General features: G+C 72.1%; 21 protein-coding genes. 14 read left to right on the top strand and 7 right to left on the bottom strand.

Annotated features, from left to right (window positions below; translation table 11 throughout):
• Positions 1-60: 60 nt before the first annotated feature.
• The 4 genes from ACILQ5_RS12220 to gabT form a co-directional block, all read right to left on the bottom strand.
• Complete coding sequence (locus ACILQ5_RS12220) at positions 61-735, bottom strand: Type 1 glutamine amidotransferase-like domain-containing protein (RefSeq protein ID WP_395658280.1); 675 nt, start codon at positions 733-735, stop codon at positions 61-63.
• A 161-nt stretch (positions 736-896) separates the two neighbouring features.
• Positions 897-2,147 carry a cation:proton antiporter gene (locus tag ACILQ5_RS12215; RefSeq protein ID WP_395658279.1) on the bottom strand — a complete coding sequence of 417 codons (1,251 nt, stop codon included), beginning with the start codon at positions 2,145-2,147 and terminating at the stop codon, positions 897-899.
• Positions 2,148-2,198: 51 nt separating this feature from the next.
• Positions 2,199-4,001 carry an amidohydrolase family protein gene (locus ACILQ5_RS12210; protein WP_395658278.1) on the bottom strand — a complete coding sequence of 601 codons (1,803 nt, stop codon included), beginning with the start codon at positions 3,999-4,001 and terminating at the stop codon, positions 2,199-2,201.
• A gap of 120 nt (positions 4,002-4,121) precedes the next feature.
• On the bottom strand, positions 4,122-5,465 hold the full coding sequence (gabT, locus tag ACILQ5_RS12205) for a 4-aminobutyrate--2-oxoglutarate transaminase (protein WP_395658277.1): 1,344 nt from the start codon (positions 5,463-5,465) through the stop codon (positions 4,122-4,124).
• 111 nt (positions 5,466-5,576) lie between these two features.
• On the opposite strand from gabT, the gene ACILQ5_RS12200 reads away from it, so the two are divergent.
• From ACILQ5_RS12200 to ACILQ5_RS12165, 8 genes are all read left to right on the top strand, one after another.
• A complete protein-coding gene (locus tag ACILQ5_RS12200; protein ID WP_395658276.1) occupies positions 5,577-6,674 on the top strand; it encodes a 1-deoxy-D-xylulose-5-phosphate reductoisomerase in 1,098 nt (365 codons plus the stop codon).
• Positions 6,671-8,032 (top strand): M50 family metallopeptidase, encoded by a 1,362-nt coding sequence (locus tag ACILQ5_RS12195; protein ID WP_395658275.1) that lies wholly within the window; start codon positions 6,671-6,673, stop codon positions 8,030-8,032. The genes ACILQ5_RS12200 and ACILQ5_RS12195 overlap by 4 nt, the downstream gene beginning before the upstream one ends.
• 52 nt (positions 8,033-8,084) lie before the next feature.
• On the top strand, positions 8,085-9,236 hold the full coding sequence (gene ispG, locus ACILQ5_RS12190) for a flavodoxin-dependent (E)-4-hydroxy-3-methylbut-2-enyl-diphosphate synthase (protein WP_395658274.1): 1,152 nt from the start codon (positions 8,085-8,087) through the stop codon (positions 9,234-9,236).
• A gap of 63 nt (positions 9,237-9,299) precedes the next feature.
• On the top strand, positions 9,300-10,565 hold the full coding sequence (locus ACILQ5_RS12185) for an alkaline phosphatase family protein (protein WP_395658273.1): 1,266 nt from the start codon (positions 9,300-9,302) through the stop codon (positions 10,563-10,565).
• Positions 10,562-11,707, top strand: coding sequence for an alkaline phosphatase family protein (locus ACILQ5_RS12180; protein ID WP_395658272.1), 1,146 nt, complete (start codon positions 10,562-10,564; stop codon positions 11,705-11,707). Before ACILQ5_RS12185 ends, ACILQ5_RS12180 begins: the two co-directional genes overlap by 4 nt.
• 36 nt (positions 11,708-11,743) lie before the next feature.
• Positions 11,744-12,589, top strand: a complete 846-nt coding sequence (locus ACILQ5_RS12175) for a GNAT family N-acetyltransferase (protein WP_395658271.1) — start codon at positions 11,744-11,746, stop codon at positions 12,587-12,589.
• Positions 12,590-12,694: 105 nt separating this feature from the next.
• The gene (locus ACILQ5_RS12170; RefSeq protein ID WP_395658270.1) at positions 12,695-13,219 is read left to right on the top strand and encodes a DUF6318 family protein; all 525 of its coding nucleotides are present in this window, start codon (positions 12,695-12,697) and stop codon (positions 13,217-13,219) included.
• A gap of 302 nt (positions 13,220-13,521) precedes the next feature.
• Entirely contained in the window at positions 13,522-13,944 is a 423-nt protein-coding gene (locus ACILQ5_RS12165; protein ID WP_395658269.1) for a hypothetical protein, read from the top strand.
• Positions 13,945-14,282: 338 nt separating this feature from the next.
• Here ACILQ5_RS12165 and ACILQ5_RS12160 read toward each other — a convergent pair whose 3' ends face one another.
• The gene (locus ACILQ5_RS12160; RefSeq protein ID WP_395658268.1) at positions 14,283-15,209 is read right to left on the bottom strand and encodes a hypothetical protein; all 927 of its coding nucleotides are present in this window, start codon (positions 15,207-15,209) and stop codon (positions 14,283-14,285) included.
• Positions 15,210-15,269: 60 nt separating this feature from the next.
• On the opposite strand from ACILQ5_RS12160, the gene ACILQ5_RS12155 reads away from it, so the two are divergent.
• Together ACILQ5_RS12155 and ACILQ5_RS12150 are read left to right on the top strand one after the other, a co-directional pair.
• Positions 15,270-17,036, top strand: coding sequence for a proline--tRNA ligase (locus tag ACILQ5_RS12155; RefSeq protein WP_395658267.1), 1,767 nt, complete (start codon positions 15,270-15,272; stop codon positions 17,034-17,036).
• Entirely contained in the window at positions 17,033-17,734 is a 702-nt protein-coding gene (locus ACILQ5_RS12150; RefSeq protein ID WP_395658266.1) for an HAD family hydrolase, read from the top strand. The genes ACILQ5_RS12155 and ACILQ5_RS12150 overlap by 4 nt, the downstream gene beginning before the upstream one ends.
• A 152-nt stretch (positions 17,735-17,886) precedes the next feature.
• Here ACILQ5_RS12150 and ACILQ5_RS12145 read toward each other — a convergent pair whose 3' ends face one another.
• Together ACILQ5_RS12145 and ACILQ5_RS12140 are read right to left on the bottom strand one after the other, a co-directional pair.
• Entirely contained in the window at positions 17,887-18,321 is a 435-nt protein-coding gene (locus ACILQ5_RS12145) for a ferritin-like domain-containing protein (RefSeq protein WP_395658265.1), read from the bottom strand.
• On the bottom strand, positions 18,318-18,773 hold the full coding sequence (locus ACILQ5_RS12140; protein ID WP_395658264.1) for a hypothetical protein: 456 nt from the start codon (positions 18,771-18,773) through the stop codon (positions 18,318-18,320). Before ACILQ5_RS12140 ends, ACILQ5_RS12145 begins: the two co-directional genes overlap by 4 nt.
• 87 nt (positions 18,774-18,860) lie before the next feature.
• Here ACILQ5_RS12140 and rimP point away from each other — a divergent pair, with 87 nt between their 5' ends.
• The 4 genes from rimP to infB all read left to right on the top strand — a co-directional run.
• Positions 18,861-19,367 carry a ribosome maturation factor RimP gene (rimP, locus tag ACILQ5_RS12135; protein WP_395658263.1) on the top strand — a complete coding sequence of 169 codons (507 nt, stop codon included), beginning with the start codon at positions 18,861-18,863 and terminating at the stop codon, positions 19,365-19,367.
• Entirely contained in the window at positions 19,367-20,419 is a 1,053-nt protein-coding gene (gene nusA / locus ACILQ5_RS12130) for a transcription termination factor NusA (RefSeq protein ID WP_395658262.1), read from the top strand. Before rimP ends, nusA begins: the two co-directional genes overlap by 1 nt.
• Before the next feature lie 54 nt (positions 20,420-20,473).
• Positions 20,474-20,866 carry a YlxR family protein gene (locus tag ACILQ5_RS12125; RefSeq protein WP_395658261.1) on the top strand — a complete coding sequence of 131 codons (393 nt, stop codon included), beginning with the start codon at positions 20,474-20,476 and terminating at the stop codon, positions 20,864-20,866.
• A gap of 102 nt (positions 20,867-20,968) precedes the next feature.
• On the top strand, positions 20,969-23,611 hold a 2,643-nt coding region (gene infB, locus ACILQ5_RS12120), incomplete at its 3' end, for a translation initiation factor IF-2 (RefSeq protein WP_395658260.1).

The raw sequence follows: 23,611 nt of genomic DNA, 5'->3' as shown, positions 1-23,611 counted from the left end.
ACCCGGGCGGTCGCGCGGCAGAATCGTCGTCCCGGCGGGCGCGGGAGGCGGTGCGATCGGTCAGGCCGAGGTGGGCAGCAGCGTCCACTGCCCCTCGGAGACGACGTCCACGGCGCCGTCGACGACCCGGATGGCGGTCTGGTCGTCCATCGCGTACGCCGGAGCGGTGATGCCCGCCGCCCACTGCTCGGCCTCGGCCATCGAGTTCCCTGGCAGGCCGTCGGGTGCCAGGTGCGGGCAGATCGAGAAGTCGACGAGGCCCAGCGTGCGGTCGTCGCCGCTCGGCGGCCGCCACTGGATGAAGTCGTCCCCGACCTCGGGGGCCAGCACCATGCTGCCGGCGCTCATCCCCACCCACACCGTGTCGTGCAGCGACGGCAGCAGGTCGGCCAGCCCGGACTCCCGCATCCAGTGGCACAGGTAGAGGACGTCGCCGCCGGCGACCAGCAGGACGTCGGCGGCGCGGACCACCGGCACCCACCGCTCCTCGTCGAGGCTGGGGAGCGCCGTGAGCTCCAGCACGCCGACCGACCGCCAGCCCAGCCCGGCCATCGAGTCGCTGGCGCCGGTGATGAACCTCCAGGGCATCACGCCCGGGCCGACCATCGGGTGCCCGTACTGCGCCGTCGGGATGCAGAGCGCGTCGGCGTCGGCGATCGGCTTGCCGAGCAGCTCGACCAGCGCGTCGCGGATGCTGGGGTTGGTGACGCCCCCCGAGGTGAGCAGCAGCTTCATCAGGTGTCCTCCTCCGTGGCGGCCCGTGCGGCCGCCTCCACCCTCTCCCACGAACGGCGACCGCCGGATCCGACACGGCCCGGTCCCTGCAACGTCATCCGAGACGGTCGCCGGGGCGACCAGGTCGGATGACATCCGGTCCCTCGACCCGCTGGGCCCGGTCAGCGGGCCAGGTCGAGGCGCCGCATCACCGGCCCCGCGAGGGCGCCGTGCACGACGACCGACAGGACGATGGTGAACGCCACCGTCGACCACAGCCAGTCGGCCGCGAGCTGGTCGGCCTGGCCGCCGGCGTACGCGAGGTAGTAGATCGAGCCGATGCCACGGACCCCGAAGAAGGCGACCGCCCGGCGCTCGCCCCGCCCGAGGCAGCCGTGCAGCCCGAGCAGCCCGGTGACCGGCCGGACGAGGAACACCAGGGCGACCCCGATCCCGACGCCCTTCCAGTCGAGGCTCTGGAGCAGGCCGCGGCTCAGCGCGATCCCGAGCACCAGCAGCACGAAGAGGGTCAGCAGCCGCTCCAGCCGCTCCGCGACGTCGTGCATGGCCGCGTGGTAGTCGTGCGACCGCTCGGCGGCGCGGAACGTCATCGCGCACGCGAACACCGAGAGGAACCCGTAGCCGCCGACGACCTCGCCGACGCCGTACGCCGTCACGAGGGCCGCCAGCGCGAGCAGCGACTCGCCGCGCTCGGCGACGCGGAGCGAGCGGCTGCGGGAGCGGAACGCGGCGTAGGCCAGCACCCGGCCGACGACGATCCCGGCGAGGACGCCCACCACGACCTTGCCGACGAGGTACCAGCCCACCCACTCCCACGCCCAGCCCGACACCGCGCCCTGGGTCGCGAGCAGGATGGCGGCGTAGACGAACGGGAACGCGAGGCCGTCGTTGAGCCCGGCCTCCGAGGTGAGCGTGAACCGGACCTCGTCGTCCTCGTCGACCTCGCGGTCGCCGGTCTGGGGGCCCGCGACCTGGACGTCCGAGGCGAGCACCGGGTCGGTCGGGGCGAGCACCGCCCCGAGGAGGACCGCGCCGGCCGCGCCGAGGCCGGCCGCCCAGCCGAGCAGCGCCACGACGCCGATCGAGAGGGGCATGGTGATGCCGAGCAACCGCCAGGTCGCGCCCCAGCGCCGCCAGGACGCCCGCTTGCGCAGGTCCAGCGGACGGTCGAGCGCGAGCCCGACCCCCATCAGCGCGACCAGGACCGCGACCTCGGTGACGTGCTCGATCGTGGCGCGGTTCGCCTGCGGGTCGAGCGGCATCCCGTCCGGCAGCGGGGTGAAGCCGATCAGGAGGCCCACCCCGACCAGGACCATCGGGGCGGAGACGGCCCAGCGGTCGAGCAGCGCCGGCAGCACCACGGCGAGCAGGAGACTGACGCCGGCCACCAGGTAGACGAGGTCGGCGGTCACGCCGCCGTCGTACCCGCCTCGGGCCGGGGCCAGACCTCGGCCGCGGCTGGATCAGGAAGCGGTCTCGACCACCTGCGGAGGAGCCACCTCGACCGGGACGGCGGCCGCCGGCTGCTCGGCCCGCAGGAACTGGCCGGTGCGCTCGTGGCCGAGCAGGGGAGTGGGCTCACCGTCGGTCACCACGCGGCGCCCGCTGATGAAGACCGCCGGGACCGCGGCGTCGTTGCGGTTGACCATCCGCGAGAGGCCGCCGTACTGCTCGACGGGGCTCTCGCAGTACTCCTCGAGCGACGCGTCGAGCCGCTCGGGGTCGAGCACGACGAGGTCGGCGCGGTCGCCCTCGCGCAGGAAGCCGGCGTCGATGCGGTACCACTCGCCGAGCTCGCCGGTCAGCCGGTGCACGGCCTGCTCGGCGGACATGAACGGCTTGCCCGCCACCTCCGCGTCCCGCACGTGCTTGAGCAGGCGCAGCGCGAAGTTGTAGAAGGCCATGTTGCGCAGGTGGGCTCCCGCGTCGGAGAAGCCCATCTGGACGCCGGGGTCCTGGGCGAGCTTCTTGAGCACGGCGGGGCGGTGGTTGCTGATCGTGGTGTGCCAGCGGATCGCCGTGCCGTGCTCGAGCACCAGGTCGAGGAACGCGTCGACCGGGTGCTTGCCACCGCGCTCGACGCCGACCTGCCCGAAGGACTTCCCGATCACCGACGGGTCGGGGCACTCGACGATCTCGGCGTCGAAGAAGTCGCGCTGCCAGACCCGCGGGTCGTACTTGCGCTCGTAGTCCTTGCGGAACTGCGTGCGGTACTCCGGGTCGCGCATCAGCTCGTCGCGGGCGATCTTCTCCTGGAGGTGGAGGGCGGCCGCGCCCGAGCCGAACTCCTCGAAGATCACCAGGTCGATGCCGTCGGCGTAGACCTCGAACGGCACCGGCAGGTGCTGCCAGCGGAAGTCGGCACCGAGGCGGTTGACCAGCCGGGCGAGGGGCCGCATCAGGTGGATGATGAACGGGAGCGCCTTGAGGTCCGCGGCCGACAGCAGGCTGGTGCGCAGCGCCGGCCGGCGGAGCCAGCCGATCGAGTTGAACGCCTGGATGAGGATGGTGTGCGGGTGGCTGGCGTCGGGGCCGGCCTGCAGCGCGCGGCGACGGCGGCGCAGGATCGAGCGCAGGCTCCGCATCTCCTTGCTCCTCGCGTACGTCGAGGGCAGCGTCCGCGAGCGGCACAGGTCGCCGTCGAGCTTGTCGAAGAGCAGCTGCTGGGCGGACATCCCGACGAACCCCGCGTCCAGGGCCTCGTCGAGCATCCGCTCCATCCGGGCCTGCTCGCGGCGGCTCGGCCGGACCTCCTTGCGGGTCGCCCGGTCGAGCCCCATCGTCGCCGTGCGCATGTCCGAGTGCCCGACGAAGGCGGCGAGGTTGGGGCCGAGCGGCAGCGACTCCAGCGCGGCGACGTACTCCTCGGCGGTGGTCCAGGCCTGGTGCTTCTGCATCGCCTCGATCACGTGCTGGCGGGGGATCGCCTCGACGCGGCCGAACAGGTCGCCGGCGTCGACGGGGCCGACGTGGATCGTCGAGAGCGAGCACGAGCCGATCAGGAGCGTCGTGACACCGTGACGGACCGACTCCGGCAGGCCGGGGCCCTCGAGCACCTCGACGTCGTAGTGGGTGTGGATGTCGACGAAGCCCGGCAGCACCCACTTCCCGGCCGCGTCCACCACCTCGGGGCACCCGGTCGCGTCGAGCGGCTCGGCACTCACGGCCACGACGTGACCGTCACGGATGCCGAGGTCACGCACCGCCGACGCGGCTCCGGTCCCGTCGAACCAGCGGCCGCCCCTGATGATCACGTCGAAGCCCATGCCTAGGAATGGAACAGGTTCCAGTTGACGCCCGTCAAGGTGGGCAGGGGCGAATTGCGGACCGGTCCAGTCTGGATCTGCGGCCGGCCCGGGCGCGGCGCGGCCGCGGCCCGGCGCTCGTCAGGCCGTGGCCGCGAACGCCTCCGCCACCACGTCGAAGGCCTCCTCGAGCAGCGCGTCGCCGATCGAGAGCGGCGGCAGGAAGCGGAACACGTTGCCCCAGGTGCCGCAGGTCAGGGTGACGACGCCGTGCTGGTGGCAGTGGGCCGACACCGCGGCGGTGCGTGCCGGGTCCGGGTCGGTGGTGCCCGGGCGGCACAGCTCGATCGCCATCATCGCGCCACGGCCCCGGACGTCGGCGATCACGTCGTGCTCGGTCCGCAGCGCGTCCAGGCGGCGCTGCATGAGCGTGCCGATCTCCCGGGCCCGGCCCACGAGGTCGTGCTCGCGCATCTCCTCGATGGCACCGAGGCCGGCGGCGCAGGCGATCGGGTTGCCGCCGTACGTCCCGCCGAGACCGCCGACGTGGACGGAGTCCATCAGCTCGGCCCGGCCGGTCACGCCGGCGAGCGGCAGACCGCCCGCGATGCCCTTCGCGGTCGTGACCAGGTCGGGGACCACGCCCTCGTGGTCGGAGGCGAACCAGTCGCCGGTGCGGCAGAAGCCGGACTGGATCTCGTCGGCGATGTAGACGACACCGTTCGCCTCGGCCCAGGCCGCGAGCGCGGGCAGGAAGCCGGGCGCGGGGACGATGAAGCCGCCCTCGCCCTGGATCGGCTCGATGACGATGCAGGCCAGGTTGGCGGCGCCGACCTGCTTGTCGATCACGTCGATCGCGCGGGCCGCGGCCGCCTCGCCGCTCAGCCCGTCGCGCAGCGGGTAGGACATCGGGGCGCGGTAGACCTCGCCGGCGAACGGCCCGAACCCGTTCTTGTACGGCATGTTCTTGGCCGTCATCGCCATCGTCAGGTTGGTGCGGCCGTGGTAGGCGTGGTCGAAGACGACGACCGCGTCCCTGCCGGTCGCCACGCGGGCGATCTTCACGGCGTTCTCGACCGCCTCCGCGCCGGAGTTGAACAGCGCGCTCTTCTTGGCGTGGTCACCCGGCGTCAGCTCGGCCAGGGCGGCGCACACGTCCACGTAGCCGTCGTACGGCGTGACCATGAAGCAGGTGTGGGTGAAGGCGTCGACCTGGGCGTGCACGTTGCGGGCGACGGCCGGGGCGGCGTTGCCGACCGAGGTCACCGCGATGCCGGAGCCGAGGTCGATCAGCGAGTTGCCGTCGACGTCGACCAGCACGCCACCGCCCGCGGCGACGACGAAGATCGGCAGCGTGGTGCCGACGCCGTCGGCCACGTGCGCCTTCTTGCGGTCCAGGCGCTCGAGCGAGCCGGGGCCGGGGATCTCGGTGACGAGGCGGCGCTCCTGGGGGAGGGCGGGTCCGCCGACAGCAGAATCGGTCATGCCGAGGAGCGTAGTGCGACGGGTTCCGTTCCCGGGAGGGGGTGATGCTCACGATTTCGTCGCGACGGCTGCGGATTCAGCAGGCCGGGAGGGGTGCGGGACACTGGATCGGTGAGAGACGTGGTCATCCTCGGCAGCACCGGGTCCATCGGCACCCAGGCCCTCGACCTGGTCCGGGCCAACCCGGACCGGTTCCGGGTGGTCGCGCTCACCGCCGGCGGCTCCCAGCCGGAGCTGTTCGAGCAGCAAGTGGCCGAGCTCACCGCGACGTACCCGGACCTGTGGTCGGGGCTGGGCGAGGACGCCAGCGTCGAGGCGGCGGCCCGGCCCTGCGACGTCGTCCTCAACGGCATCACCGGCGCCGTCGGCCTGCGGCCGACCCTGGCCGCGCTGGATGCCGGCAACACCCTCGCGCTCGCCAACAAGGAGTCGCTCATCATGGGCGGCCCGCTCGTGCTGGAGCGTGCCAAGCCGGGCCAGATCGTCCCGGTCGACTCCGAGCACAGCGCCCTGGCGCAGTGCCTGCGCGGCGGCAGCCCGGAGGAGGTACGCCGGCTGGTGCTGACCGCGAGCGGCGGCCCGTTCCGCGGGCGGACCCGCGCCGAGCTCGCCGGCGTCACGCCCGACCAGGCGCTCGCGCACCCGACGTGGGACATGGGCCCGGTCATCACCATCAACTCCGCGACCCTGGTCAACAAGGGCATGGAGGTGATCGAGGCGCACCTGCTCTTCGGCATCCCCTTCGACCGGATCGAGGTCGTGGTGCACCCGACGAGCGTCGTGCACTCGATGGTGGAGTTCGTCGACGGCTCGACGCTGGTGCAGGCCAGCCCGCCGACGATGCTGATCCCGATCGCGCTCGGCCTGGCGTGGCCCGACCGGGTCCCGGACGCCGCGCCCCCGGTCAACTGGACCCGCCCGGAGACCTGGGAGTTCTTCCCGCTCGACGACGACGCCTTCCCGGCCGTCGCCCTCGCGCGCGCCGCGGGGGAGCGCGGCGGCACCGCGCCCGCCGTCTACAACGCGGCGAACGAGGAGTGCGTCGAGGCCTTCCGCACGGGCCGGCTCGCCTTCACCGGGATCGTCGACGTGGTTCAGGAGGTTCTCAGCCGCCACGACGTACCCTCGGAGGTGACGATCGAGGGCATCCTCGACGCCGACGCCTGGGCTCGCGAGACGGCCCGCCTGCTGATCGAGGGAAGCTTGTGACGAGTCTGTTCTACCTGCTGGGCGTGGTGATCTTCGTGCTCGCCATCCTCGCCTCGATCGGCCTGCACGAGCTCGGCCACATGATCCCGGCGAAGAAGTTCGGCGGGAAGGTCACCCAGTACTTCATCGGCTTCGGGCCGACGGTGTGGAGCAAGCAGGTCGGCGAGACCGAGTACGGCGTCAAGGCGATCCCCCTCGGCGGCTACGTCAAGATCGTCGGGATGCTGCCGCCGGGTGCGGAGGAGCTCGCCGACGAGGTCACCCTCGACGCCGAGGGCAACCAGGTCGTCAAGGTCCGCAAGTCCAACACCGGCATGTTCACCCAGCTCGTCTCCGACGCGCGTGCTGCCGAGTGGGAGACCATCCAGCCCGAGGACAGCGACCGGCTCTTCTACAAGATGCCCTGGTGGAAGAAGGTCATCGTGATGGCCGGCGGGCCCACGGTGAACATCCTCATCGCTTTCTTCATCTTCTGGGGCGTCTTCGCGTTCTACGGCCAGCGCACGGTCGAGCCGGACGCCGGCAAGCCGGTGATCGACCAGGTCTCGGAGTGCGTGATCCCCTACGTCGACAACCGCACCACCTGCCGCGACTCCGACCCGGTCAGCCCGGCCGCCGAGGCCGGGCTGCGGCCGGGCGACGTGGTCACCACCTTCAACGGCACCCCGGTCACCGGGTGGGACCAGCTCCGCGCGCTGATCCGCGGCAACGACGACGGCACCGCCGTCATCGGCTACGAGCGCGACGGCCAGCAGCTCACCGGCACCACGAGCACGACCGTCGAGGCCCGTCCGACGTCCGACACCGACCAGACCCTGCGCCAGGTGGGCTTCCTCGGCGTCACGCCGACCACCCACATCGCCGTCGAGACCGGCGGGCCCGTCTACACGCTCCAGCAGATGGGGACCATGACCAAGCAGACGGTGGTCGCGCTGGGCACCCTGCCGGTCAAGGTCTGGGGCGTGGGCGAGGCGATCGTCGGCGTCCAGGAGCGCGCGGTCGACAGTCCCGTCAGCATCGTCGGCGGCGGCCGGCTCGCGGGTGAGACCGTCTCGCAGGAGGCCTTCCCGGTCACCGAGAAGGCGGTCTTCCTCCTCATGCTGATCGCGGGCTTCAACCTGTTCATCGGCCTGTTCAACTTCATCCCGCTGCTGCCGCTCGACGGTGGTCACATCGCCGGTGCGCTGTGGGAGGCGCTGCGCCGGGCGTTCGCGCGGCTGCGCGGCCGCCCCGACCCGGGGTACGTCGACGTGGCGAAGCTGCTGCCGATCGCCTACTGCGTCGCGGCCGTGCTGCTCGTCATGGGCGTCGTGCTGATCATCGGCGACCTGGTCGTGCCCATCCACATCGCCTCGTAGGGCGGGGCTCCGCTTTGGGGGCCCGCTGGGGACCCGCCCTAGGATCGACATCATGACCGAGATCAACCTGGGCATGCCCGCGGCCCCGCCGCCCGTGCTCGCCCCGCGCCGCCAGACCCGCCAGATCCAGGTCGGCAAGGTCGGGGTCGGCAGCGACCACCCGATCTCCGTGCAGTCGATGACCACGACGCTCACCAGCGACGTCAATAGCACCCTCCAGCAGATCGCCGAGCTCACCGCCACCGGCTGCGACATCGTGCGGGTCGCCTGCCCCAGCCAGGACGACGCCGACGCGCTGGCCGAGATCGCCCAGCACTCGCAGATCCCGGTGATCGCCGACATCCACTTCCAGCCCAAGTACGTCTTCGCGGCCATCGACGCCGGCTGCGCCGCCGTCCGCGTCAACCCGGGCAACATCCGCAAGTTCGACGACCAGGTCAAGGAGATCGCGCGGGCCGCCAAGGACCGTGGCACCTCGATCCGGATCGGCGTCAACGCCGGCAGCCTCGACAAGCGGATCCTCGACAAGTACGGCAAGGCCACGCCGGAGGCGCTGGTCGAGTCCGCGGTCTGGGAGGCCAGCCTCTTCGAGGAGCACGACTTCCACGACTTCAAGATCTCGGTGAAGCACAACGACCCGGTCGTCATGGTGCGCGCCTACGAGCTGCTGGCCGAGGCCGGCGACTGGCCGCTCCACCTCGGCGTGACCGAGGCCGGGCCGGCGTTCCAGGGCACGATCAAGTCGGCGACGGCGTTCGGCGCCCTGCTCAGCCAGGGCATCGGCGACACGATCCGGGTCTCGCTCTCGGCCCCTCCGGTCGAGGAGGTCAAGGTCGGCATCCAGATCCTCCAGTCGCTCAACCTGCGCCCGCGCAAGCTCGAGATCGTGTCCTGCCCGTCGTGCGGCCGCGCCCAGGTCGACGTCTACACGCTGGCCGAGCAGGTGACCGCCGGCCTCGAGGGCATGGAGGTCCCGCTGCGCGTCGCCGTCATGGGGTGCGTCGTCAACGGCCCCGGCGAGGCCCGGGAGGCCGACCTCGGGGTGGCGTCGGGCAACGGGAAGGGCCAGATCTTCGTCAAGGGCGAGGTCATCAAGACCGTCCCGGAGTCGCAGATCGTCGAGACCCTGATCGAGGAGGCGATGCGGATCGCCGAGGGCATGGAGTCGGTCGACGGCGCCGCCGCGGAGGTCACCGTCTCCTGAACGGAGGGCGAACACCGCCTCCGCACCCGTGACGTCGGCCCGTCCGTGGCGCACACTGCCTCCGTGACGATCTCTCGGAGGAACCTCCTCGGCGCCGCCTCGGTCTCCGGGGTCGCCGCCGCGACCGGCGCGGCGCGCTGGTTGCCCGCCTCGGCCGCGCCCCTCGACCTCCCCGCCCCCGACGACTCCGGCATCGAGCACGTCGTCGTCGTGATGATGGAGAACCGGTCCTTCGACCACTACCTCGGCTGGCTCCCGGGCGCCGACGGCCAGCAGGCCGGGCTCAGCTACGTCGACCGTCGAGGGGTCCGGCACGAGACGCACCACCTGACGGCGTACGACGGCTGCGGCTTCGAGGACCCCGACCACTCCTGGGAGGGCGGGCGGATCCAGCTCAACGGCGGCAAGCTCGACGGCTTCCTGAAGTCGGGCAACAACGACCTGATGGCGATCGGCTACTACACCGACGACGACCTGTCCTTCTACCGTCACGCCGCCCGGGACTGGACCGTCTTCGACCGCTACTTCTCGGCGGTGATGGCGGAGACCTACCCCAACCGCTTCTACCAGCACGCCGCGCAGACCGACCGGCTCCACAACAACACCGACCAGTGCCACCTGCCGACGATCTGGGACCGGCTGGCCGCGAAGGGCGTCAGCGGGAAGTACTACTTCAGCGACATCCCGTTCACGCTGCTCTGGTACGGCAAGTACGCCAGCATCTCGCACCCGTTCGCGAGCTTCCTCGCCGACGCGGCCGCCGGCACCCTGCCGGCCGTCTCGTTCGTCGACCCGCGCTTCCTCGACGAGGAGAGCGGCCGCTCCAACGACGACCACCCGCTCGCCGACATCCGGGCCGGGCAGGCGTTCCTCAACCAGGTGTACGACGCCGTCCGCACCGGCCCCGGGTGGGAGAAGACCGTGCTCGTCATCAACTACGACGAGTGGGGCGGCTTCTTCGACCACGTCCGGCCGCGGCGCGCGCCGGACGTCTCGTCGAGGACCGCGTTGCGCGGCTTCCGGGTGCCCGCGCTGATGATCTCGCCGCTGGCCCGGCGCGGTCACGTGTCGCACCACGTCTACGACCACACCTCGGTGCTGAAGATGATCGAGTGGCGCTGGGGCCTGCGGCACCTGACGCCGCGCGACAAGCACGCGCGCAACATGGCCGAGGCGCTCGACTTCTCCTCGGGCCCGGACACCACCGCGCCGACGTACGACGTCCCGCCCTTCACGTCGGCCGGCTGCGCGCCGGAGCAGACCAAGTCCGACGACTGGGAGGCGCTCAAGCACCTCGCCGTCCGGCTCGGCTGGGAGCTGCCCCGATGATCGCGCGCACGCTCGGAGCCCTGGCGCTCGTGGTCGCGGGCCTGGTGGTGCCGTCCGCGACCGCCGTGGTCGCGGCACCGGCGCCGGGGCCGGCGCCGGGTGCGTCGGCGGCCGCGCGGCCGCCGTACGTGCCGCCGGTCCGCCACGTCTTCGTGATCAACATCGAGAACAAGGGCTACGACGAGACCTGGGGCCCGGGCTCCGCGGCGCCGTACCTCGCGAAGACGCTGCGCGCGAAGGGGGTGCTGCTCAACACCTACTACGGCACCGCGCACAACTCGCAGCCCAACTACGTCGCGCAGGTGTCCGGGCAGGGGCCGAACGTCCAGATGCAGTCCGACTGCCAGGTGTTCTCCACGTTCGCGCGGACGTCGACGGTCGAGCCGGACCAGGCGGTCGGGACCGGCTGCGTCTTCCCCGCCGACGTCCCGACGCTGCCGCGGCAGCTCACGGACGCTGGGAAGACGTGGAAGGGCTACATGGACGGGATGGAGCGGCCCTGCCAGCACCCCGACCTCGACACGCTCGACCCGACCCAGCACGCGACGGCCGACCACAACTACGCGGCCCGGCACAACCCGTTCGTCTACTTCGCCTCGATCATCGACCACCCGCGCTACTGCAAGGCCCGCGTCGTCGGGCTCGAGCGGCTCCCGCGGGACCTGCGGCGGGTGAGCACCACGCCGAACCTCGCCTACATCACGCCGGACCTGTGCCACGACGGCCACGACGAGCCGTGCGCCGACGGCCGCCCCGGAGGCCTGAAGACGGTGAACGCCTGGATGGAGCGGTGGGTGCCGCGGATCCTGCGGTCGCCGGCGTTCCGCAAGGACGGCCTGCTCGTGATCACCGCCGACGAGTCCGACGGCCCGCAGTCGGACGCGACGGCGTGCTGCGGGCCGGCGACCTCGGTCAACAGCCCGATGCCGGGCATCGCCGGGCCCGGGGGCGGGAAGATCGGCGCGCTGCTGGTCTCGAGGTTCATCCGACCCGGCACGTGGAGCACCTCGCCGTACAACCACTACTCGCTGCTGGGGTCGATCGAGGAGATCTTCGGGCTGCCGCTGCTGGGGTACGCGCGGGACGAGGGCGTCGAGACCTTCGGCCTGGACGTCTACAACTCCGGCTGGGAGTCGAACTAGCGCCCTGGGGCAGCCCGGGGGCCGTAGGCTTCGGCCGTGCTCACGACCCGCCACGGCGTCCGCCCCCTCGGAGGCGCGGACCTGGACGAGTTCCTGGCGCTCGCGCGCCAGGACCCGGTCGTGAACGCCTTCGTCGACTACCGCGCGACGACCACCAACCTCGAGCCGCGGTGGCTGGGCGGGGAGATGTGGGGCCGGTTCGACGACGGCCACCTCGTCGCCGCCTGCCACGTGGGCGCCAACCTGGTGCCGGTCCAGGCGACGCCGGACGACGCCGCGGCGTTCGCCGAGCGGGCGCTGACCCGGGGCCGCTCGGTCTCCACGATCGTCGGCCCGCAGGACGCCGTGCGGGCCTTCTGGAACGGCGTCGCCGCCGCCTGGGGTCGCCCGCGCGAGGCGCGCTGGGAGCAGCCGCACCTGGAGATCTCCGGGCTCCCGAAGGTCGCACCGGACCCCGCCGTGCGTCGCTCGGTCCGCGCCGACCTCGACCAGCTCTACCCGGCGTGCGTGGCGATGTACACCGAGGAGGTCGGCATCTCGCCGGAGTACGGCGGGGGCGCCGAGCTCTACCGCGCCCGGGTCACCCAGCTGATCAGCCGCGGCTGGTCCTTCGCCCGCTACGACCGGGGGCGGCTGATCTTCAAGGCCGAGGTCGCCTGCGCCACGCCGTACGCCGCCCAGATCCAGGGGGTGTACGTGCCGCCGCTGCACCGCGGCCGCGGCATCGCCACCGCCGGCATGGCCGCGGTCGTCGACATCGTCCGCCGCGAGATCGCCCCGGTGGTCTCGCTCTACGTCAACGACTGGAACGAGTCCGCCCGCGCGGTCTACGAGCGGGTCGGCTTCCAGGAGACCGCCCGGTTCGCCACCGTGATGTTCTGATGCTCTGAGGCCTCGCGGGTCGCCAGGTCGACGGTCGCTGAGCGGTTGTCCACAGGCCGGAGATCGCCGGTTTCGCCGGTGCGCGAGCCGGGGCATGATCGGCGCATGACCGGAACTCGGGCGGTCATCGCCGCATGGGGTGTCTTGCTGCTCGGGGTCACTGCCTGCTCGGGGAGTGACCCCGAGCCGCACGTGGCTGCCCCCTCGTCCTCCGCGCCCAGCTCGCCGAGCACCTCGCCGGCGGCTGCGGATCTAGGCCCGGAGGCCACTGTTGCGGCCTGGATCGCGGCCCAGAACGAGGCGCTCAAGTCGGGGGATACCAGCCGGATTCGGGAGCTCAGCCGGGAGCCGTGCGAGGCGTGTGAGCAGTTCATCGATCCGATCGAGCGCGTCTACGCAGAGGGTGGACGGTTCGAAACAGAGGGGTGGGTTCTAAACGGGTCGCATCTGCGCGCAAACCGGGAGGGTCCGCAGGTAGTGGACGCCGCAGTCACGGTCGCCGGCGGAACAACGATTAAGAGCGCTGGCGCCAAGCCGGTCACTTACGAATCCGAGAAGCACCTTCTTGTCTTCAAGTTGTCACGGGAAGGTCGCGGATGGGTTGTCTCATTCGTCGGATTCCTCTCATGAGGCGTTTCGTTCTCGCGTTACTCATGGCGGTAGCGGGCGTTGCAGTGCTGCCATCCGCCGCCCACGCCGACTGTGGGTGGATTCGGCAGACTCAGATGGTCAATGGGCTCGTCCAGATTCACTTCGTGTACGCGTGCGACGGGTCGACAACGGAGTCGGCCACTGACACCGACCTTCCACCGCGCGACTCTGACTGGGATTCGATCTGTGTTCGTGTCGCCCTCAGCACGGATCAGGCGCCGAGCGAGTACTGCGATAGGCCATCTGATCTGACACCGGTACCCACCGTCACCCCCGGCCTCGTGGCCGCGGCCTTCCGCCGCGTGCCGCTCCCGGAGTCCGAGCTCCGGATCCAGCCCCCCAACCACCGCACCCTGGTGAACTTCGCGACCAACTTCTACACCGACGACGGGGAGCTCACCCGGACCGTCAGCCTCCTCGGGCAACGGGTGGAGCTGCGGATCTGGCCGGCGCGCTACGGGTGGCGGTTCGGCGACGGCGCGGTGCGGTGGACGACCAGCCCGGGGTCGGCGTACCCCGACCTGGAGATCACCCACCGCTACCTCCGCCAGGGGCGGGTGGCGCCGAGCGTGGACACGACCTACGCGGCGCAGTTCCGCGTGAACGGGGGAGCGTGGCGCGACGTGGCCGGGACGGTGACGATCCCGGGCAGCCCCGAGGCACTACGCGTCGTCACGGCCCGGCCGGTGCTCGTCGGCGACTGAGGCCGCGCTCCCGCGGGACGTCATGCGGGCCGGTCGTCGGGGCGGCCACGACGTATGACGCTGCGCCGGACGTCATGCGGGCCGGTCGTCGGGGCCGCCAGGACGTATGACGATGCGCGGGACGTCATGCGGCCCGGTCGTCGGCGCGGCCACGACGTATGACGTCGCGCCGGTCGTCACGCGGCCCGGCCCGCCCGTCGCAGGTTCACCACGGTACGTGGGATGAACCTGCACTTCCCACGGCGAGCACACCATGGGAAGTGCAGGTTCGGCTGGAGACCATGGTGAACCTGCGACGACCCCAGCCCAGCCCACCCCAGCCCAGCCCGGACCGACCCTCAGCTGATCGGGCTGGGTCGGATCGCGGACGCCCGCTCGCACTCCTCGGCCACGCACCGGACCGTGGCGATCTTGCGGGTCGTGAGGGTGTCCAGCAGCAGGGTCCGGTCGTCCTCCCACGAGATCCTCCCGAAGACGTACGGCGCCCGGTACTCGACCAGCTCGCGGCCACCCGCGGCGCGACGCACGTGCGCCGCGGCCGGGCCGGGGCCGTCGGAGAGCAGCCCGACGGTCGCGACCCGGTCGCCGGACGGCGAGATCGCGACCACCCGCTCCGCGCACGACCGCGAGAGCCGCTCGCCGTCGAGCGTCGTCAGCACCGAGCAGCCCCCGTCGTAGGGGTCGCCGGTGTACGACGCCAGCCGGTCCGCCGAGATCGACGCGAGGTAGCCGGAGTGCCCGTTGACCCGCTGCGTCTCCCCGGACCGGTAGTCCCACGTGAGCGTCCGAGCCGGGCGCCAGCCGCCGAGCACGACCCGGCCCGCGTCGGCGTCCAGCAGCGACACGGCCCCGCGGAAGTGCCGCTCCGCGACCGGCCGGGCGGTCCGGGCGGACACGACCCGGACGATCGTGCCGGTCCGGCCGCCCCAGCGCCCCGTCAGCAGCTCCTTCCCGTCGTCGCTCAGGACCGTCTCGGCCGCCTGGACGCCGCGCGCCAGGACCGTGCGGTGCTCGCCGCCCCCGACGGCGACCACCCGCGGGCGGTCGCCGTTGCGGGTCATCAGGTGCACGACGTACCGGTCCCCGGACCGTCCGAGGTAGGTCACCACGGGGTCGTGGAAGGTCAGCCGGGTCGACCCGTCGACGAGGGTCCGCCCCTCGACGTGCGGCCCGGCGACGTCGGGTCCGCGGTCGAGCTGCGCCGGGTGGATCGTGACGGAGGGGGCCGCCAGCGTGAGCAGGGCCGAGAGGATCGCAGTCTTCATGCTCGGAGGACGGCATAACCCGGAGGAAGGTTGCAGGCCGCGGACAGTAGCCTGCTCACCATGATCATGCGGATGTCGAGCCTGTTCGTGCGGACCCTCCGGGAGGACCCGGCGGACGCCGAGGTGCCGTCGCACCGGCTCCTGCTGCGCGCGGGCTACATCCGCCGTGCCGCGCCCGGCATCTACTCCTGGCTGCCGCTGGGCCTGAGGGTGCTGCGCCGGATCGAGAACGTCATCCGCGAGGAGATGGACGCCATCGGCGCCCAGGAGCTGCTGTTCCCCGCGCTGCTCCCGCGCGAGCCCTACGAGGCCACCGGCCGCTGGACCGAGTACGGCGACGGCATCTTCCGGCTCAAGGACCGCAAGGACGCCGACTACCTGCTCGGCCCCACGCACGAGGAGATGTTCACCCTCGTCGTCAAGGACCTCTACAGCTCCTACAAGGACCTGCCGCTCGCGATCTACCAGATCCAGACCAAGTACCGCGACGAGGCTCGTCCCCGGGCCGGGCTGCTCCGCGGTCGCGAGTTCGTCATGAAGGACTCCTACTCCTTCGACGTCGACGACGCCGGCCTCGAGGCGAGCTACCAGCGCCACCGCGACGCCTACATCCGGATCTTCGACCGGCTCGGCTTCGAGTACGTCATCGTCAAGGCGACCTCGGGGGCGATGGGTGGCTCGAAGTCCGAGGAGTTCCTCGCCAAGGCGGAGGTCGGGGAGGACACCTACGTCCGCTGCACGACGTGCGACTACGCCGCCAACGTCGAGGCGGTCCAGGTGCGGCCGCCCTCGCCCGTGCCGTACGACGACGCGCCGGCCGCCCACGCCGAGCAGACGCCCGACACCCCGACGATCGACACGCTCGTCGCCCACCTCGACGAGCGGTTCCCGCGGGCCGACCGCCCCTGGAACGCGGGCGACACCCTCAAGAACGTGCTGCTCACCCTCAAGCACCCCGACGGCACGCGTGAGCCGATCGCCGTCGGGCTGCCCGGCGACCGCGAGGTCGACCAGAAGCGGCTCGAGGGCCAGCTCGAGCCGACCGAGGTCGAGCCCTTCGACGAGGCCGAGTTCAAGAAGCACCCGAGCCTGGTCAAGGGCTACATCGGTCCCGGCGTGCTCGGGGAGAAGAACGCGTCCGGCATCCGCTACCTCGTCGACCCGCGCATCGTCGAGGGCACCCGCTGGGTGACCGGCGCCGACGTCGACGGCAGCCACGTCATCGACCTGGTGGCCGGCCGCGACTTCACCCCCGACGGCACGATCGAGGCCGCCGAGGTCCGCGACGGCGACCCCTGCCCGAACTGCGAGGACGGCGTCCTCGAGGCCGCCCGCGGCATCGAGATGGGCCACATCTTCCAGCTCGGCCGCAAGTACGCCGACGCGCTCGGTCTCCAGGTCCTCGACGAGTTCGGCAAGCTCGTGACGGTCACGATGGGGTCCTACGGCATCGGCCCGTCGCGGGCCGTCGCCGCGATCGCGGAGAACACCCTCGACGAGATCGGGCTCGTGTGGCCGCGCGAGGTCGCGCCCGCCGACGTGCACTTGGTGGCCACCGGCAAGGACGAGCACGTGCACGCGGCCGCCGACCGGATCGTCCACGAGCTCGACCGGCAGGGGATCGAGGTGCTCTACGACGACCGCGTGAAGGTCAGCCCCGGCGTGAAGTTCAAGGACGCCGAGCTGATCGGCGTCCCGACCATCGTCGTCGTCGGCAAGGGGCTCGCCGACGGCACGGTCGAGGTCAAGGACCGCCGCACCGGCGAGCGCGAGGACGTCCCGGCCGACCACGTCGTCGACCACGTCGTCCGCCTCGTGCGGCGATGAGCGTCGACGCCGTCGTCTTCGACTGGGGCGGGACGCTCACCCGCTGGCACGACATCGACTTCCACGCCGAGTCGCTGGCGCTCGCGCAGGCGGTCGTCAACGTCGACCACGACGTCGAGGTGTCGCAGGCGCGGCTGCACGCCGCCAACCAGGCGATCTGGGGCCGCTCGCGCGACCACCAGCAGAGCGCGACCGTGGCGGACCTGTTCGCCGAGGCCGGGCTCGAGCACGACCCGGAGCTGCTGACGGCGTACTTCGAGTTCTGGGAGCCGCACACCCTGACCGATCCCGAGGTCGGTCCGCTCTGGGAGGCGCTGCGCGCGGACGGCGTCAAGGTCGGCGTCCTCTCCAACACGATCTGGCCGCGGGCCTGGCACGTCGGGTTCTTCGAGCGCGACGGCGTCGCCGACCTGATCGACGGCGACGTCTACACCAGCGAGATCCCGTGGACGAAGCCGTCGCCGCACGCGTTCGCGGCGGCGATGGACGCGGTCGGCGTGACCGACCCGGCGCGCTGCGTCTATGTCGGCGACCGGCTCTTCGACGACGTCTGGGGCGCCCACCACGCCGGGATGCGGGCGATCCACGTCCCGCACAGCCGGATCCCGGCCGAGCAGGTGGGCCACACCGAGGGCGAGCCGGACGCCGTGGTGCACCGGATCGCCGACGTCGCGCAGGTCGTCCGCTCCTGGCGCTGACCCCGCCGTGATTGCACGTTTGTGCAATGCGAAAACGTGAGGGGCGAACTTGTCGCGGCGCTGACGTGGGCTGTTGCATGCTTTTGCAAGAGCGGTCCTCCCGCCAGTCCCCCCACATCCCGGCGGGAGACCCGCTCACCGGCCAACTGGCCTCAGCGGTCCGCGTGCTCGTCGGCCCCGGGGAACGTCTCGGGAGTTCCCCGGAAGGCGAGTTCGCGGACCGCTGTCTCGTTCAGCGCCTCGACCGCCCACCGGCGCCGGTCCTCGACCGTGCTCGCCACGAGGTAGGCGTAGGTCCGCGCGCAGGACCGCTCCAGGTCCAGACCAGCTCGCTCGACCTGGGCCGGCGTGTCCAGCGGCCGCGGGGGCTCGTACGCCGGGTCCGCGGCGACCGGGTCGACGCCGAGGTCGGTGAGCTCGCGGACCAGGTGGTCGCGTCGCGCCCGGTGCGCGGCGTACGCCGACGAGACGGCGTCGAACAGCTGCGGGGTCGCGGCGCGCGAGGTGCGGCCGCCGAGGACGCCGTACATGTAGACGGCGGCGTGCTCGGCGGCGAGCGTGGTCTGCAGGGCGGCGGTCTCGCTCATGCGGCCGTCCCGTCGAGGGCCAGCCGCTGGGAGACGGCCGCGCTCATGGACGCCAGGAGCCGGGCCAGGGACCCGCTGCGGGCGGCCACCGAGGCCTCGACCAGCCGGACCTGCAGGTGCTGCTCGCGGCGGCGTACGACGGCCGGGGTGGCCGTCCTCGACGTCCGCTCGGCCGGCGGCTCGCCGTCGAGCGCGGCGATGTGGGCCCGGTGCAGGGCGGCCAGCTCGAGGGCGCCGCCGGCGGTGGCGACCCGCTCCGCACGGCCGAGCTCGGCGAGCACCTCCTCGACCAGCGCGGCGTCGGGGTCGGGGTCCGTGCCGGGCGTCGAGGTCGGGCCCGACCGTGGTGCCGAGTCGCCCAGGTCACACCCGCCGACGGCCGCCAGGCCGGTCAGGCCGGCCAGCCCGGCGGCGAGCGCCGAGCGGCGGCGGAGGAGGGGACGGGCAGGCACGTCGCCGACCCTATCCACCCGCTCCGCGGGCGGCCGAACAGCCGCTATGGTGGTCGATCAACAACAGCACAAGGAGGTCGCCCACCCGTGAGCAGCGCCAACCAGGACGCCACCAGGGAACGGATCGAGGCCGAGCTCGACGACCCCCTGCGTGCCCTGGGCCTCGACATCGAGGCCGTCGAGATCACCCCGGCCGGCAAGCGCCGGATCCTGCGGGTCGCCGTGGACAAGGACGGCGGCGTGACGCTGGACGAGGTCGCCGAGGCGACCCGGGAGGTCAACCGCGTGCTGGACGGCTCCGAGGTGATGGGCGAGCAGCCCTACACCCTCGAGGTCACCTCGCGTGGGGTCGACCGGCCGCTCACCCTGCCGCGCCACTGGCGTCGCAACACCAGTCGGCTGGTCAAGGTGACGCTGGCCGACGGCTCGTCGCTGACCGGGCGGGTGCTCTCGTCCGACGACGAGAAGGCGACGCTGGACGTCAGCGGGCAGCGTCACGACGTCGCGTACGCCGCGGTGAAGAAGGCCCTCGTGCAGGTGGAGTTCAACCGCCCCAGTGGTTCCGGTGACGTCTCGGTGGAGGAGGAGGCCTGATGGACATCGACATGAGCGTCCTGCGCATGCTCGAGCGGGAGAAGGAGATCTCCTTCGACGTGCTCGTCGAGGCGATCGAGCAGGCACTGCTGACGGCGTACCACAAGACGCCGGGCGCCCACGAGAAGGCCCGCGTCGAGCTGGACCGCAAGACCGGGCACGTCACGGTGCTGGCGTCCGAGGTCGACGAGGAGGGCAACGTCGTCGGCGAGTACGACGACACCCCCGAGGGGTTCGGCCGGATCGCCGCCACGACCGCGAAGCAGATCATGCTCCAGCGGCTGCGCGACGCCGAGGACGACGTCCGGTTCGGCGAGTTCTCCGGCCGCGAGGGCGACGTCATCTCCGGGATCATCCAGCAGGGGCGCAACCCCGACGACGTGCTGGTCGACCTCGGCAAGCTCGAGGCGCTGCTGCCGACGGGCGAGCGGGTGCCGGGGGAGCGCTACGAGCACGGGACCCGGATCAAGTGCCTGGTCGTGTCGGTGCGCAAGGGCATGCGCGGCCCGCAGGTGACGCTGTCGCGCTCGCACCCCAACCTGGTCAAGAAGCTGTTCGCGCTCGAGGTGCCCGAGATCGCCGACGGCACCGTCGAGATCGCCGCGATCGCCCGGGAGGCCGGGCACCGCACGAAGGTCGCCGTCCGGTCGACGGTGCCGGGGGTCAACGCCAAGGGCGCCTGCATCGGGCCGATGGGCCAGCGGGTGCGCGCGGTGATGGCCGAGCTGCACGGCGAGAAGATCGACATCATCGACTGGTCCGACGACGCCGCCGAGCTGGTGGGCAACGCGCTCTCGCCGGCCCGGGTCACCTCGGTCGAGGTCGTCGACGCCGACGCCCGGTCGGCCCGCGTGGTCGTCCCCGACTTCCAGCTGTCGCTGGCGATCGGCAAGGAGGGCCAGAACGCGCGGCTCGCGGCGCGGCTCACCGGGTGGCGCATCGACATCCGCAGCGACGACGAGCAGCCGGCCCAGCAATCGGCCGAGCAGCCCGCCGAGCAGCCCGCCGAGCAGCCCGCCGAGCAGCCGGTCGAGCAGCCCGAGGGTGCCTGACCGCCTCGCCCCAGTTCGAAAGAGGAGGCGCTCGCGGGGTAGGCTTGACGATCAGTGGCGCGTGAACACATCTCTTCTGCCTGCCCGGACCGACCCGCACCCGTGGGGCCCGTCCGGACCTGCGTGGGATGCCGGACACGAGCCGCCAAGGCTGAGCTGCTGCGGGTGACCGTCGGCTCGGATGCGCACGGCCACCCGGCCGTCGTGCCCGATCCGGCAGCCACCGCACCCGGCCGTGGGGCGCACCTGCACCCGACGACCGAGTGCTACGAGCTCGCGGTGCGCCGGCGAGCCTTCGCTCGGGCCCTGCGCTTCCCTGGAACTCAGGGGCGGGGGAACGGGTCAGGGCTGGCCAGCACACCGCTCGGCGAGTACCTGGCTCGGCTGGCACCGATCGACCGACCGACAGAACCACCGACCGACAGAAACTGGAGCAGCAGCTCATGAGCACTCGATGAGTACTTCCCGATGAGTTTGCACAACCACTAACGGTCGCAAGTCACCCCCAGCACTGAACTGGAACCGGGTCTTGTGGCCAGAAGGAGAAGCGTGGCTAAGACCCGAGTTCACGAGCTCGCCAAGGAGTTCGGAGTCGAGAGCAAGTTCGTTCTCGAGAAGTTCAAGGAGATGGGGGAGTTCGTCAAGTCGGCGAGCTCGACCGTCGAGCTCCCCGCGGAGATGCGTTTCCGCAAGGAGTACGGCGACAAGCTGAAGGCCGAGACCTCGGCCGCTCCTGCCGCGGCGCCCGCCGCGCCGGCGGAGAAGGCCACTCCTGCCAAGAAGGCCCCGGCCAAGAAGGCCGCGGCCCCGGCTCCCGAGCAGCCCGCCGAGCAGCCGTCCGCGCCCGTCGAGGCGCCCGCGGCCGAGGCCGCGGCCCCCGCGGCCACGGCGCCGGCAGCACCGACGGCCCCGCGCCCCGGTCCGCGTCCCGGCCCGAAGGCCGACGAGCCGCCGGCCGCTGCGGAGCCCGAGGCCCCGGAGGCGCCCGAAGCGCCGGAGGCACCTGCTGCCTCGTCGCCGACCCCGAAGGCCCCCGCGCCCCGGCCGGTCGGCCGTCCCGGCGGCACGCCGCGTCCGGGCAACAACCCGTTCGCGTCGAGCCAGGGGATGGGTCGCCGTCCGGCGCCCACCGACCGGCCCGCCCCGGCCACCGGCGGCGGCGACAACCGTCCGCCGCGGCCGCCGGCCGCCGGCGGTCGCCCGGGCATGCCCCGTCCGAACCCCGCGATGATGCCCAAGTCCCCGGCCGCCTTCGGCCAGGGTCCGGGCGGTCGTCCCGGTGCCCCCGCCCGCGGCGGTGCCCCGGGTCGCGGCGGCGCTCCGGGTCGCGGTGGCGCTCCGGGTCGCGGTGGCGCTCCCGGCGCCGGTGCCGGTGCCCCGGGTCGTCCCGGCGGCTTCGGTCCGAGCGGCGGCGGTCGCCCCGGCGGTGGTCGTCCCGGCCAGCGTGGCCAGACCCAGGGTGCCTTCGGTCGCCCCGGCGGCCCCTCGCGCCGTGGCCGCAAGTCGAAGCGGGCCCGTCGCCAGGAGTTCGAGGCCATGGAGGCCCCGACGATCGGCGGCGTGCGCGTCCGCAAGGGCAACGGCGAGACCGTCCGGCTGCCCCGCGGCGCGTCCCTGACCGACTTCGCCGAGCGGATCAACGTCGACGCCGCCCAGCTCGTGCAGATGCTGTTCAGCCTCGGCGAGATGGTGACCGCGACGGAGTCCGTCAACGACGAGACCCTCGAGCTGCTCGGCGAGGAGCTCAACTACGTCGTCCAGGTCGTCTCGCCCGAGGACGAGGACCGCGAGCTGCTCGAGTCCTTCGACATCGAGTTCGGCGACGACGAGGACACCGACGAGGAGGACCTGGTGGCCCGGCCGCCGGTCGTCACCGTCATGGGTCACGTCGACCACGGCAAGACCAAGCTCCTCGACGCGCTGCGCAACGCGAACGTCGTCGCGGGCGAGGCCGGTGGCATCACCCAGCACATCGGTGCCTACCAGGTGCGCACCGACGTCGACGGTGACGAGCGGCGCATCACCTTCATCGACACCCCGGGTCACGAGGCGTTCACCGCCATGCGTGCTCGCGGGTCGCAGTCCTCGGACATCGCGGTGCTGGTGGTCGCGGCCGACGACGGCGTGATGCCGCAGACCGTCGAGGCGCTCAACCACGCCAAGGCGGCCGGCGTGCCGATCGTGGTCGCGGTCAACAAGATCGACAAGCCGGAGGCGGACCCGACCAAGGTCCGTGGCCAGCTGACCGAGTACGGCCTGGTGCCCGAGGAGTACGGCGGCGACACGATGTTCGTCGACGTCTCGGCCAAGTCCGAGCTCAACCTCGACAAGCTGCTCGAGGCGATCGTGCTCACCGCCGACGCGTCGCTCGACCTGCGTGCCAACGCGGGCCGGGAGGCCCAGGGCCTGGTCATCGAGGCGCACCTGGACCGTGGTCGCGGTCCGGTGGCGACCATCCTCGTCCAGCGCGGCACGCTCCACGTCGGCGACTCGATCGTCGCCGGACCGGCCCACGGCCGCGTCCGCGCGATGCTCGACGAGTTCGGCCACGAGCTGTCCGAGGCCGGTCCGTCGCGTCCGGCGATGGTGCTCGGCCTGAGCGCCGTCCCCGGTGCCGGCCAGAACTTCATCGTGGTCGAGGACGACCGGATGGCGCGTCAGATCGCCGAGAAGCGTGAGGCCCGCGAGCGGGCGGCCATGCAGGCCAAGCGGCGCGTGCGTCGTACGCTCGAGGACTTCATGGCCTCCATGGAGAAGGGCGAGAGCCAGGAGCTCAACCTCATCCTCAAGGGCGACGTGTCCGGTTCGGTCGAGGCGCTCGAGGACGCGCTGGCCAAGATCGACGTCGGCGACGAGGTCAACCTGCGGGTCATCGACCGCGGTGTCGGTGCGATCACCGAGACCAACGTCGACCTGGCAGCCGCCTCCGACGCGATCATCATCGGCTTCAACGTCCGCCCGCAGGGCAAGGCGACGGAGCTGGCCGACCGCGAGGGCGTGGAGATCCGGTACTACACGGTGATCTACCAGGCCATCGAGGAGATCGAGGCCGCGCTGAAGGGCATGCTCAAGCCGGAGTTCGAGGAGTCGACCCTGGGCCAGGCGGAGATCCGTGCGATCTTCCGCTCGTCCAAGATCGGCAACATCGCCGGCTGCATGGTCACCAGCGGGGTCATCCGGCGCAACGCGAAG

The sequence above is a fragment of the Nocardioides sp. genome, assembly GCF_044226305.1.
Lineage (GTDB): Bacteria > Actinomycetota > Actinomycetes > Propionibacteriales > Nocardioidaceae > Nocardioides.
The sequence above is the reverse complement of the archived record's forward strand: the minus strand, read 5'-3'. Positions and strand labels throughout refer to the sequence as shown.